Origin of the sequence: Limnohabitans sp. WS1, assembly GCF_003063265.1 — a bacterium.
GTDB lineage: Bacteria > Pseudomonadota > Gammaproteobacteria > Burkholderiales > Burkholderiaceae_C > Limnohabitans_A.
The window spans coordinates 49,372-61,805 of sequence record NZ_NERU01000003.1 but is presented as its reverse complement, the minus strand read 5'-3'; the positions used below and the strand labels follow the sequence as shown (position 1 = coordinate 61,805).

The 12,434-nt window shown below is 59.9% G+C and carries 11 protein-coding genes, 1 pseudogene and 1 riboswitch; of the genes and pseudogenes, 8 read left to right on the top strand and 4 right to left on the bottom strand.

Annotated elements, in window-relative coordinates:
• Window positions 1–24: 24 nt before the first annotated feature.
• Entirely contained in the window at window positions 25–822 is a 798-nt protein-coding gene (locus B9Z48_RS05870; RefSeq protein ID WP_146186241.1) for a hypothetical protein, read from the bottom strand.
• 82 nt (window positions 823–904) lie between these two features.
• Between B9Z48_RS05870 and B9Z48_RS05865 the strand changes: the two genes are divergently transcribed.
• The 3 genes and pseudogenes from B9Z48_RS05865 (at window position 905) to B9Z48_RS05855 (ending at window position 4,494) form a co-directional block, all read left to right on the top strand.
• A complete protein-coding gene (locus B9Z48_RS05865; RefSeq protein ID WP_108377482.1) occupies window positions 905–1,678 on the top strand; it encodes a TetR/AcrR family transcriptional regulator in 774 nt (257 codons plus the stop codon).
• A complete protein-coding gene (locus B9Z48_RS05860) occupies window positions 1,668–2,585 on the top strand; it encodes a patatin-like phospholipase family protein (RefSeq protein ID WP_108377481.1) in 918 nt (305 codons plus the stop codon). Before B9Z48_RS05865 ends, B9Z48_RS05860 begins: the two co-directional genes overlap by 11 nt.
• Before the next feature lie 57 nt (window positions 2,586–2,642).
• A pseudogene (locus B9Z48_RS05855) lies at window positions 2,643–4,494 on the top strand (gamma-glutamyltransferase family protein).
• Window positions 4,495–4,518: 24 nt separating this feature from the next.
• Here B9Z48_RS05855 and B9Z48_RS05850 read toward each other — a convergent pair.
• Window positions 4,519–5,202 (bottom strand): TetR/AcrR family transcriptional regulator, encoded by a 684-nt coding sequence (locus B9Z48_RS05850; RefSeq protein WP_233261029.1) that lies wholly within the window; start codon window positions 5,200–5,202, stop codon window positions 4,519–4,521.
• Between the two features lie 99 nt (window positions 5,203–5,301).
• Between B9Z48_RS05850 and B9Z48_RS05845 the strand changes: the two genes are divergently transcribed.
• Window positions 5,302–6,198: a metal-dependent hydrolase gene (locus tag B9Z48_RS05845; protein ID WP_089961671.1), complete on the top strand. Its 897-nt coding sequence runs from the start codon at window positions 5,302–5,304 to the stop codon at window positions 6,196–6,198.
• A 45-nt stretch (window positions 6,199–6,243) separates the two neighbouring features.
• Here the strand turns inward: B9Z48_RS05845 and B9Z48_RS05840 are convergent, their stop codons facing one another.
• Both B9Z48_RS05840 and B9Z48_RS05835 read right to left on the bottom strand, forming a co-directional pair.
• Window positions 6,244–6,666 carry a thioesterase family protein gene (locus B9Z48_RS05840; RefSeq protein WP_089961676.1) on the bottom strand — a complete coding sequence of 141 codons (423 nt, stop codon included), beginning with the start codon at window positions 6,664–6,666 and terminating at the stop codon, window positions 6,244–6,246.
• Window positions 6,667–6,676: 10 nt separating this feature from the next.
• Window positions 6,677–7,459, bottom strand: a complete 783-nt coding sequence (locus tag B9Z48_RS05835; RefSeq protein ID WP_108377478.1) for an SDR family oxidoreductase — start codon at window positions 7,457–7,459, stop codon at window positions 6,677–6,679.
• 151 nt (window positions 7,460–7,610) lie between these two features.
• Between B9Z48_RS05835 and B9Z48_RS05830 the strand changes: the two genes are divergently transcribed.
• From B9Z48_RS05830 to B9Z48_RS05815, 4 genes are all read left to right on the top strand, one after another.
• Window positions 7,611–9,302, top strand: coding sequence for an electron transfer flavoprotein-ubiquinone oxidoreductase (locus B9Z48_RS05830; protein ID WP_108377477.1), 1,692 nt, complete (start codon window positions 7,611–7,613; stop codon window positions 9,300–9,302).
• Between the two features lie 189 nt (window positions 9,303–9,491).
• Window positions 9,492–10,463 (top strand): TRAP transporter substrate-binding protein, encoded by a 972-nt coding sequence (locus B9Z48_RS05825; protein ID WP_108377476.1) that lies wholly within the window; start codon window positions 9,492–9,494, stop codon window positions 10,461–10,463.
• Between the two features lie 71 nt (window positions 10,464–10,534).
• The gene (locus B9Z48_RS05820; RefSeq protein WP_108377475.1) at window positions 10,535–11,029 is read left to right on the top strand and encodes a TRAP transporter small permease; all 495 of its coding nucleotides are present in this window, start codon (window positions 10,535–10,537) and stop codon (window positions 11,027–11,029) included.
• Window positions 11,026–12,303, top strand: coding sequence for a TRAP transporter large permease (locus B9Z48_RS05815; RefSeq protein WP_108377474.1), 1,278 nt, complete (start codon window positions 11,026–11,028; stop codon window positions 12,301–12,303). Before B9Z48_RS05820 ends, B9Z48_RS05815 begins: the two co-directional genes overlap by 4 nt.
• A 9-nt stretch (window positions 12,304–12,312) precedes the next feature.
• A riboswitch (glycine riboswitch) is annotated at window positions 12,313–12,430 on the top strand.
• The last annotated feature ends 4 nt before the right edge of the window (window positions 12,431–12,434 follow it).

Here is a 12,434-nt window from a genome sequence, read left to right as displayed (position 1 = left end):
GTGAATGGCCATTGGCCATGGGGCTCAGCCCGACGACATGCCCATCACACTCAGCGCCACCCATGCGGCCAGATAACTGAACGTGAAAGCAATCACACCGGGCACAGCGGCCTGACCAGCCACACGTTCGGCCAACAGGCCCGCCAGCGGGATGAATTGCTGCGCATGAACCGCCAAAAAATGCGCAGGCCGCAGGTCTTGCCAGGTGTGCCATCCCACCACCGGCCAGCCCACCCCAGCAGGGGGCTGTTTAGCACCCAACATGAAGCCACTCACAGTGGACAGCACAAAAGTCAAGGCCAAGCCCAAGATCACAGCCCAACTGGTGGGCGTGAGCACAGCTGTCCCCAACGCCTTCCAGATCACCCACGCCAGCCAAGCTTGTGATGCCACCAAGCCCACCGCTGCCAGCGCCATCAGGCCAAACATCATGGCGCGCACAGGGTCAGTCGTGTTGTAGTGCGAGCCCTCTCCCCGCGCCGCTTGGTAAGTGATGTAGACCACCTCAAACAAAGAGGTGACGATGATCAATGCCGCGATCCACTGAAAGCTTTGGCTTTGACCCACCTTGCCAGGCACCAGCAAAGTCAACCAGACGGTGGTCAAGGCAAACAGCGCCGTACCCGCCATGAATTTCATGGGCTTGGCCCAGATGCCCACATCGCGCAAGGTACGCAGATCGATCCACGACAGCGCGTAGGTCGGCAGCAGCAAGACAGCCATCAGCAAACCATAAACGCACAAGGTTTTTTGCGCCGCGCTCAGTCCGGCCCAACCCAAGGCCGAATCGGCCAAGCCCTGCACTGCTTCTAATAATGACATGATGGCCCCAAAAGTTGACACTGTCTACAAGTGTCGCTTAAACTGTTGACACTGTCAACATGCACCCCCATTCAAAGGCAATATGGTCAAAACCATTCACGAACTGGACCTGAAAGAAGCCTGCATCCAAGCGGCCAGAGAGGTGATTGCCGAGCAAGGCTTGGAAGGCCTGAGCCTGCGCGATGTGGCGCGAAAACTGGGTGTGTCGCACCAAGCGCCCTATCGCCATTACCCCAGTCGAAACCACTTGCTGGCCGCCATCATGCAGCGTTGTTTTGAGGATTTCGCAGATTGCCTAGACCAAGGTGCCAAGCACCATGACTGCGATGCACTGCGCGGCATGGGCGAGGCCTACATGCAGTACGCAGCCCAAAAACCCCTGGAATACCGCCTCATGTTTGGCACACCTTGGCCAGAACCCGCCAGCCACCCAGAGTTGGTGCGGCATGCTGTGCATGCCTTTGGGTTGTTACGCCACCACCTGCTCCAGCAACTGCGCACAGCGCATAACGAAACTAGCGACACGCCCGCCCTGTTGGCGCAAGCCGAGCTTCAAGCACTGTTCATTTGGTCAAGCTTGCACGGCCTGGCCAGCATCATGCAAGCCAACGTCATGCAACACTTGGTGCTCTCCCCCGAGGTCCCCGCATTGGCACAGCCATTTTTAATGGGCATGGTCCATACCGCCTTGACGCACGGCCCCGCCCAAGACCCTGCACCCCACTTGGTGCTCTCCCCCGAGGTCCCCGCATTGGCACAGCCATTTTTAATGGGCATGGTCCATACCGCCTTGACGCACGGCCCCGCCCAAGACCCTGCACCCCAAGTCAGCCCCCAGGACAGCCATGAAGACTGAACCACACCGCCGCTGGACCCTGGCCACCCTGCTCATCGCAGCCGTATCCGCCACGGCCTGCGCCCAGTTCAACCACGCACAACTCAACAGCCCCGTGGCCCTGAGCGCGGTGCCCGCCATCACGCCCGCGCCGCGTGTGGCGCTGGTGCTCGGCAGCGGCGGCCCTCGCGGTTATGCCCACATCGGCGTGATGCGGGTGCTCGAAGACGCGGGCATCCGTGTGGACCTGGTGGTCGGCTCCAGCGTAGGTGCTTTGCTGGGGTCTTTTTGGGCCCATGGCTACTCGGCTCAAGCTTTGGATGACTTGTCTCAAACAGGCGGCCCGCTCACGGTGTTTGATTTTTCCGTGTTCGCCGACCGGGGCTGGATTCACGGGCAGCGCTTGCAGGACTACGTGAACAAGGGTCTGAACGACAGCAACATCGAAGACATGCCACGTCCTTTCATCGCCGTGGCCACTCGCCTGCACGACAAACAACCGGTGTTTTTCAACACGGGCAATGTGGGGGTGGCGGTGCGCGCCTCCAGCGCTGTCCACCGCGTCTTTTCGCCCGTGGGCATTCATGGCGTGGAATACGAAGACGGTGACGAATCCTTGCCCGTGGCCGTTCGCGCGGCCCGCCAAGCCGGGGCCCGCTTTGTGATCGCCGTCGACGTGACAGCCCGCCCGGGCAGTGCCCCAGAGGGCACAACGGCCGCCCGCCTGGAGCGCGAAGCCCGCAGACGTGCGCGCATTGACCCGGAACTGCAACACGCCGATTTTGTGATCCACCCGGACATGGGTTTTGCCACCCGGCCTACACCTGCTTTTTTCCGGATGGCCAGGCAATCGGGCGAGCACGAGGCCCAACGGCTGTTGCCGCAACTGAAGGCGGCATTGCAAAATCAACCCTTGTTGAAACCTTGAACTGGACAGGGACTCCATTCCCACGCCCCACTGTCACGGCCACGATTGAGCCGATGCATGCAACCGTCCACAAAAGAGAAACACCATGAACACACACCTGCCTTTGAGCCTGATCCTGCTGGCGTTGTTGAGCGCCTGCACCACACAGCCACCCGCCAATGCCCTGCGCTACAGCGTGCCCGATCAACCCGCTCAACCCGCTCAACCCGAAGCGGCCAGTGGCAACACGGCCAAACCCGGCTGGGCCTACACGCGCCAAGCGGTGGCTGCAGCCAACCCGCTGGCCACCGATGCGGGGCACCAAGTCCTTCGCGCAGGCGGCTCCGCACTCGATGCGGCCATTGCGGTGCAGATGGTGCTGGGCTTGGTGGAGCCGCAGTCGAGCGGCATTGGCGGCGGCGCGTTTTTGCTGCACTTTGATGGCCAAAAAGTCACCGCGCACGACGGGCGCGAAACCGCACCCGCTGGTGCCCGCGCAGACATGTTCATGGACCAAGGCAAGCCGCTCCCGTTCGCCGATGCCGTGCAAAGCGGCCATTCGGTGGGCGTGCCCGGCGCGGTGCGCATGCTGGAGGTGGCGCACCGCCAACACGGCCGCCTGCCTTGGGCGCAGCTGCTGCAGCCGGCCATCACGCTGGCCGAGCAAGGCTTTCGGGTCAGCCCCCGCTTGCACGCCTTGCTGCAAGCCGACGCGCTGCTCAAAACAGACCCGCTGGCGCTGCGCTTTTTCTACCAAGCCGATGGCCAGGCCTGGCCCGTGGGACATGTGCTGCGCAACCCCGAATACGCCCATGTGCTGCGCGGTATCGCCCAAGCGGGCAGCCGCGCCCTGCACGAAGGGCCTGTGGCTGCAGCCATGGTGGCACGCACGGCGCAAGCGCCGCGCCCCGGCACCCTGAGCCTGCAAGACCTGGCCAGCTACCAGCCCCGCATGCGCGAGGCCCTGTGTTTTGACCACACGGCCGCATCGCGGGCTTACCGCATTTGCGGCTTTCCGCCACCGTCTTCAGGCCAGATCGCCATCGGCCAAATTTTGGGCATGCTGGGCCACACCCAATCCCAAGGCCCCGAGCTGGCAGGCGGCCTGCCCTCGCCCGACTGGCTGCACCGCTACACCGAAGCCTCGCGCCTGGCTTTTGCCGACCGGGCGCAGTACGTGGCCGACCCGGATTTTGTGAGCGCACCCGCTGGTGACTGGCGCAGCATGCTGGCCCCCGACTATCTGCAAAAACGCAGTCAGCTCATCGGTGCACAGGCCATGAAAGCGGCCCCCGCAGGCCAGCCCGGAGGCCAAACCACCAGCTTCGCCCCCATGCCCACACAAACCGAGTACGGCACCAGCCACATCAGCGTGGTCGATGCCCAAGGCCGCGCCGTGGCCATGACCACCACCATCGAAGCCGCTTTTGGCTCGCGCCGCATGGTCACCACCGACCCCACTCGCCCTGGTGGCTTTTTGCTCAACAACGAGTTGACCGATTTCAGCCTGGTCCCTGCCGACGCGCAGGGCCGCCCCATCGCCAACCGGGTCGAGCCCGGCAAACGCCCTCGCTCGTCCATGTCGCCCACCCTGGTGTTCGACAAGGCCACAGGCCAACTGCTCATGAGCGGCGGCAGCCCCGGGGGCGCGGCCATCATCCACTACACCGCCAAGCTGCTCACGGGCACGCTGCACTGGGGCCTGAACGCGCAGCAAGCGATTGACCTGCCCAACTTCGGCTCGCTGGGCGGCCCCACTTTGCTGGAAGCCCAACGCTTTGAGCGCAGCACCATCGAAGCCCTCAAGGCGCGTGGCCACGAGGTGCGCGAAATGGAGATGACCAGCGGCTTGCAAGCCATTGAACGCACCCCCAAAGGGTGGTTTGGTGGGGCCGACCCCCGACGTGAAGGCATCGTGCAAGGTGATTGATGCGCGGCCAGCGCAAGGCCCGGTTCAAACAGATCGGCTGGTGTCCCGGGCCAGCACGGCCCAAGCCATTTGCAGCAAAGCAGCCTCAAATGCCGGGCTGCCCAACAGGGGTGATTTTTCCAGGCTGGCACTGCGCAAGGTGCCAATCACCGAACGGGTCAGCACAAACCATTGCGCCGAGCTCGGTGAATGCAAGGCGGGATGCTGGATGCGCTCGAAAAAAATGGCCAAGCGCTCCGACACCTGCCTGACGGCGCTGGCGGTCTCCTCAGGCTGCTCCAACGTCCAGCACGTCCGAATCAGGCTCTGACTGAGGCCCTCCCCGGTGGCAAAACCGCGAATCAAAATGCGGATGGCTTTGCCCAGAAGTTCACGGCCATCAACTTGCTGCACATCGTGCTGGTTTTCCAGTTCACTCAAATAGCGCTCAAGCGCTTGCAGCACCAAATCTTGCCCCCTTGCGGCCATGGCCCGCATCAAGGCCTCTTTGCTGGGGAAGTATTGGTACAGCGTGCCAATCGAAAATCCGGCGGCGGCGGCCACTTTGTTCGTGGTCAAACCGCCCTCACCGTCCTTGTCCAAAATCTGAGCAGCGGCTTTGAACAAGGTTTGCATGGTTTGCTGCGATCTGGCCTGCGATGGCTGGCGACGCAGGCTGGACGGGGCTTTGGCAGACGGGGTCGCTTTGGCGGGTTTGGCTGAAGCCATGAAAAAGCCCTTCAAAAAATGTGAGCAGATCGCGAGTTGCAAGGTCTTTGCAAAACCTGAACAATGCTCATATTCTGATCGATCACGCAAGGCACTCCCATGAGCACACACGCAAACTCCCCCACTGAATTGACCGTTCGTCGCTTGAGCGTGGACCTGAGCCAAGGGTTTTCTCGCCACTGGAACGGTGGCGACGCCTTCATGACGGCTTATGCCAACGCCTTGTCCATGAGCTTTCCGGTGGGCGAACAATCCTTCATCGACGCGGTCAAGAACGGTGCCAAAGCCTTGCCCGACACGCCAGAAAACGCTGACCTGAAAAGTGTCGCGAAAGGTTTTATTGGGCAAGAAGCCACCCACCGCCACCTGCACGCCCTCTACAACGCCCACCTTGAAAAGCAAGGCTTGGTCAACCATTGGGGCCCCCGCGCAGAGCGCCGTCTGAAAAAAGGCCGTGAAGAGTTTTTCAGCAAAAGCGACAAGGGCTATTTGCACGAATTGGCCATCACGGCCGCTTTTGAGCACTACACCTCGATTTTTGGCGACCTGACTCTCGAGCGCATGGACCAGCCCGGCGACTGGTTCGCCGGGGCGCAAGAGCCCCTGAAAACCTTGTGGCGTTGGCACGCGGCCGAAGAATCCGAGCACAAATGCGTGGCCTTTGACCTGTACCAACGCCTGGGCGGCAACCACGCTTGGCGCATGCGCTGGTTTTGGTACGTCACGGTGCAATTCAGCACCGACGTGTTTCGCCAGACGGTCAACAACCTGTGGCACGACAAGACGCTCTTCAAGCCCTCCACTTGGTGGTCGGCCAGCAAGTTCTTGTTTGGCCGTCACGGCATGGTCTGGCGAGTGGCCAAACCCGTTTGGGAATACACCCGCAAAGACTTTCACCCCATGCAAGTGGGCAGCGACACCTTGTCGAAAGATTGGCTGGAAAACCATGCCGACCAATGGCGTGCGGTGGGTTCAGCGACCCAGGCTGCGGCTTAAGGCATTCGCGCACGGGGGTGCGCTCCCACAAAACAGCAACCACGCTCAGTCGCTGACCAAAGCCCGCACCCAGTCGGGCAAAGTCACGGCTTTTTGATTCGGAAAATCCACCCAAATCGTTGTGGCCCCGCCTGCGGCAAAGATCACGCCAGGCTGATCGGTTCGCTCCAGCGTGCACCAGCTTTCAAACGTGGTGCGACCGGGGTCACTGACAAACATCTTGGCCAGGATGTCGCCCGGAAACTCGAACTGTTTGTAGAAGTTGCAAAACGCGTTCACGATGACCGGCCCCTGGCCTTGCGGGTTGACCTGGCAACCAATGGCCTCAAACCAGTCGATGCGCAGCGTCTCCATGTAGCGGAAATACACCGTGTTGTTGACGTGGCCCATGGCGTCCATGTCACCCCATCGGATGGGGATGACCAACTCAAACACTTGCTTTTTGTGCTCAGGCAGCTCCAGCTTCATGGCTTGGCCCTCACACCGCGAAACCGTCGTCGGCCGACACCACCGCGCCGTTGATGAAGTGGCTCTGGTCGCTGGCCAACAACATCAGCAAAGCGTCCAAATCTTGCGGCTGGCCCACGCGTTTGCGCGGCAACATGCTGATGAGCTTTTGGCCCTGCTCGGTCTGCCAGTGGTGGTGGTTGATTTCGGTGTCGATGTAGCCCGGGCAAATCGCGTTCACGTTGATGCCAAATTTGCCCCACTCCACCGCAAAAGCCTTGGTCATCTGAATCACGGCGGCCTTGCTCATGCAGTACACACCAATTTGCGGCAAAACCTTCAGCCCCGCCATCGAGGCGATGTTGATGATGCGCCCGCCCGTGAAGCTGCCAGGCGCTGCGCCCTTGGCGCGGGCCAGCATGCGCTTGCCCACCTCTTGCGCCACAAAAAACGCGCCGCGCACATTGGTGTTCATGATGAAGTCGTAGTCTTCTTCGGTCACATCCTGGATGCGCTGGGTGGTGCTCACGCCCGAGTTGTTCACCAAAATGTCGATGCTGCCCATTTCGGTTTCGGCATGCGCCACGGCGGCTGCGATGCTGTAGCGGTCGGTCACGTCCATCTCGACCACATGCGCGTCGCCGCCAGCGGCTTCGATCTCGGCCCGCAGGTCTTTGAGTTTGTCCATGCGGCGGCTGGCCAACACCACGCCGGCACCTGCTGCAGCCAAGGTTTTGGCAAATTGCGCCCCCAAACCACCCGAAGCGCCCGTGACCAGGGCCACGCGGCCGGACAAATCGATTTCATAAGCCATGACAACTCCTTCAAGAATGAACCCCTGCGGGCAAAAACGGTTGACGCCATTGTGCGGGGCAAGCCGGGCAGAGCCGCATAAAATGAGTCACACGCCCGACACCCCTGTGTTTGGACATTTGTTTTGACCCCTTTCTCAAGAAGAGACGTTCATGAGCCCCGAAGAAATCCTGAGCACTTATGGTCCCCGCGAATCCATGGAATACGACGTGGTCGTGGTCGGCGGCGGCCCCGGAGGCCTGTCCACAGCCATTCGCCTGAAACAACTGGCCGCTGAAAAAGGTCAGGACGTGTCGGTCGTGGTCCTGGAAAAAGGCGGCGAGCCCGGTGCGCACATCTTGTCGGGTGCCATCATGGACCCCAAGGCCCTGAGCGAACTCTTGCCCAACTGGAAAGAGCTGGGTGCACCGCTCAACCAGCCCGTGACCGACGACGCTTGGAGCTTCTTGAGCGAGACCGGCGCGACCCGCACCCCCGGCATTTTCTTGCCCGAGTGCGCACAAAACCACGGCAACTACATCATCAGCCTGTCCAACTTCACCCGCTGGCTGGGCCAGCAGGCCGAAAACCTGGGCGTGGAAATATTTCCTGGCTTCACCGCCGCCGAAGTGCTCTACAACGACGACGGCTCTGTCAAAGGCGTGGCCACCGGCAATATGGGCATCGGCAAAGATGGCGAACCCACCGAAAACTTCCAGCTGGGCATGGAGCTGCACGCCAAATACACCGTTTTTGCCGAAGGCGCGCGCGGCCATCTGGGCAAGCAGCTGATCGCCAAATACAAGCTCGACGAAGGCCGTGATCCACAAACCTACGGCATCGGCATCAAGGAAGTCTGGGAAATCGACCCCTCACGCCACACCCCCGGTTTTGTCATGCACACCGCTGGCTGGCCCATGAACAACGACACCTACGGCGGCGCGTTCATGTACCACATGGAAGACAACAAAATCGCCATCGGCTACGTGGTGGGTCTGGACTACGCCAACCCCTGGCTCAGCCCCTTTGAAGAATTCCAGCGCTGGAAAACCCACAACAACATCAAGTGGTACTTCACCAACGACCAAGGCGAAGTCAACGCCAAGCGCATAGGTTACGGCGCACGCGCCATCACCGCTGGCGGTCTGATGAGTCTGCCCAAGACCGTGTTCCCAGGCGGTGCGCTGGTCGGTTGTGATGCCGGTTACCTCAACGTGAGCCGCATCAAAGGCAGCCACGCCGCCATCAAGACCGGCATGCTGGCCGCCGAAGCCGCTTACGACGCCATCGTGGCCGGTCGCCAGCACGACGAGCTGAGCGCCTACCCCGAAGCATTTGAAGCGAGCTGGCTCTACACCGAGCTGAACAAGTCGCGCAACTTCAAGACTTGGTTCAAGAAGGGCCTGACAGTCGCCACCCTCATGAATGGCTTTGAGCAGTTCGTGCTGCGCGGCCACATTCCCTGGACACTGCGGCGCGACAAGGCCGACCACACCTATCTGAAGCCTGCGGCCGATTGCCCCAAGATCGACTACCCCAAGCCCGATGGCAAGCTCACCTTCGACCGCTTGAGCAGCGTGTTCATCAGCAACACCAACCACGAAGAAAACCAGCCCGCCCACCTGACGCTCAAGGATGCCTCGGTGCCTGTCAGCATCAACCTGGCCAAATACGCTGGCCCAGAGAGTCGCTACTGCCCTGCTGGCGTTTATGAGTTCGTGAAAAACGAAGACAACTCCGACCGCCTGCAGATCAACGCGCAAAACTGCGTGCACTGCAAAACCTGCGACATCAAGGACCCCACGCAAAACATCGTCTGGGTCACGCCCGAAGGCGGCGGCGGCCCCAACTACACAGGCATGTAATTCCTGCGCATTCAATTCAAGAGGCCCTGCAGGGCCTCTTTTTTTCGACTCGACCCCGCTGCGTCGCCAATGCAACAGCAACCCCGCGAAAACCCTAGGCCAAACGGCCAATGATCACACCATAATCAACTTGTATGACAAGTTGATTCGCAGCTTGTTGTTGTCCATCGATCCACGAGGAGCTTTCGAATGAAATTGAGCAAACTGATGTTGGGCCTGAGTTTGGCCATGGGTATCCTGACCACCGCCTCTGCGCAAATCACCATGCGCAACAGCATCTCTGTCGGCCAGAACTCCCACCAGGGCGAAGCCATCGACACCTTGGCCAAAGAAGTTGAAAAGCGCACCAACGGTCGCATCAAGATCCAGAACTTCTACTCTGGCTCTTTGGGCGGTGAGCGCGAGTCCATCGAATCCGTGCAGCTGGGTACCCAAGAACTGGCCACCACATCCACCGGCCCCGTGCCCAACTTTGTGCCCGAGTCGCGCATCCTGGACGTGCCCTTTTTGTTCCGTGACAAAGCACACGCACGCGCTGTGCTGGATGGCCCCATTGGCCAAGAACTGCTGACCAAGTTCGACGCCAAAGGCTTCAAGGCTTTAGCCTGGGGTGAAAACGGCGTGCGCCACATGACCAACAGCAAGCGTGCGGTGAACGAGCCGGGCGACCTGAAGGGCCTGAAAATGCGCACCATGGAAAACCCAGTGCACGTGGCCGCTTACAAGAGCTTGGGCATTGTGACCACCCCCATGGCTTTCCCTGAAGTGTTCACCGCTTTGCAACAAGGCACTGTGGACGGTCAAGAAAACCCACTGTCAGTGATCATGGCGGCCAACTTTGACCAAGTGCAAAAGCACCTGACACTGACCGGCCACGTTTACTCACCCGTGGTGATCTTGATGAACAAGGGCTCGTTTGACAAGCTCAGCGCTGCCGACAAGCAAATCTTCTTGGACTCGGCCAAAGAGGCCGTCAAGGTCAACCGCGCCCGTGTGGACAAGGACGATGCCAATGGCGTGGCCGAGTTGCGCAAAAAAGGCATGACCATCATCGAGAACGTGGACAAGTCCAAGTTCTTGGCCACCATGGGCCCCGCCATGGCCGAGTTTGAAAAGCAGTTCGGCAAGGCCAACCTGGACCGCATTCGCAACTTCAAGTGATCTGAGCTTGTTTTGGACGCCCGACCAGCTTTGGCTGGCGGGCGTTTTTCAATTTGGCCGAGAAACGCCCCATGAAACAATTATTTTTACGCTTTGAGGAGCGGACCACCGCCCTTTCGATGATGGTCGCCTGCGCGATGATGGCATTGGCCTCGGCTTTTGCCATTCACCAAATTGTGACCCGTTTCATACTCGAGTCTCCGGCGGAGTGGACCGAGGTGTTGATCCGATTCAGCCTGATCTGGATGGTTTTTCTAGGCATTCCCACCGCTTTTCGCACCGGCTCCATGGTCAGCGTGGATTTGCTGTACCGCCTGAGCGGCCATCGAATGCGGCGAGTTTTGGATGCCGTGGTGGCCATCTCGGCCCTGGTGCTGTGCGGCATCATTTTGTGGTGGGGCTGGGACTACGCCAACCGGGGCAGTGTGCAGTCCATGATTGGCTTGGAAGGTGTCTCGATGTTCTGGGCTTATTTGGCTTTGCCCGTGGGCGCTGTGTTCAGCATCATTGGCATCATTGGTTTTTGGCTGGATCCCCAGCGTATGGAATTGGAGAGCGCACAATGAGTTCAGCCATGCTTTTCACGATGCTGCTGTGCTTTGCACTGACGGTATCGGTGGCAGTTTCGATTGGTTTGTCGGCGATAGTTGGCATCCAAATCGCCAACGCCAACATGCTCATTTCCGTCAAGGAAATGTTCAACTCGATCAACAAGTTTCCCCTGGCGGCCATTCCCTTCTTTATTTTGGCGGGCAACCTGATGGAGACCGGCGGCATTTCTCGCCGCTTGGTCGAATTTGCCAAGAGCATTGTGGGTGGTGTCCAGGGGGGCTTGCCCATGACTTGCGTGCTGACTTGCATGATTTTTGCAGCCGTCTCGGGCTCCTCGGTGGCCACCACCTTCGCCGTCGGTGCCATCTTGATTCCGGCCCTGATCAAACACGGTTACCCCAGGCCTTGGGCTACCGCCTTGCAAGCCACCTCGGCCGAGCTGGGCGTGATCATCCCCCCGTCCATTCCCATGATCTTGTTTGGCGTCTCTGCCGAAGTTTCGATTGGTGAATTGTTTGTCGCGGGTGTCGGCCCTGGCCTGCTCATTGGCGGTGCCCTGATGCTGTTCGTCTGGCTTTACTCCAAGTACATGGGTTGGGGCAAAAATGATGGAGACGGTCGCTTGAGCTTTGGCAAGGCCACTTGGCAAGCCAGCTGGGCTTTGCTCATGCCGGTGATTGTGCTCGGCGGCATTTATGGCGGCGTCTTCACACCCACCGAAGCAGCGGCCGTGGCGGTGCTTTACTCCTTCATTGTGGGCACCGTGATCTACCGCGAAATCGGCTTCAAGGACATGTACAACATCCTGCGCAAGTCGGTCATTTCAAGCGCGGTGATCATGTTCATCATCGCCAACGCCGGCTTGTTTGCATTCATGATCACCCGGGCCGGCGTGCCTGCCGCCATTGGTGCCTGGCTGCAAGAGATGCTGCAGTCGCCCATGTATTTCTTGCTGGGCATCAATGCGGCCTTGTTCATCATCGGCATGTTCATCGAGACCAGCGCGGCCATCATCGTGTTGGCCCCGATCCTGGTGCCAGTGGCGATGCACTTTGGCATCGACCCGATCCACTTTGGCATGGTGATGATCGTCAACCTGGCCCTGGGCATGATCACCCCGCCCTTTGGCGTGAACCTGTTTGCCGCGTGTACGGTGGCTAGGATTTCGCTGGACCGGATCATCAAAGACCTGATCCCCTTCATCGGGGTCATCTTGGGCTGTTTGCTGCTGATCAGCTACGTGCCCGAGATATCCTTGACCTTGCGAGACTGGATTTACAACAAATAAAGCTAGAATCCACCCCTGTCAGGAGAGTGCCTGACTTGTCTTCCCTTGTGAAACAAGTCAGGCCGCCGAAGGCGCAGGCGGTTTGAAAAACTGCTGAACGCTCAGGCAAAAGGACTGACAAAACGCCTTTC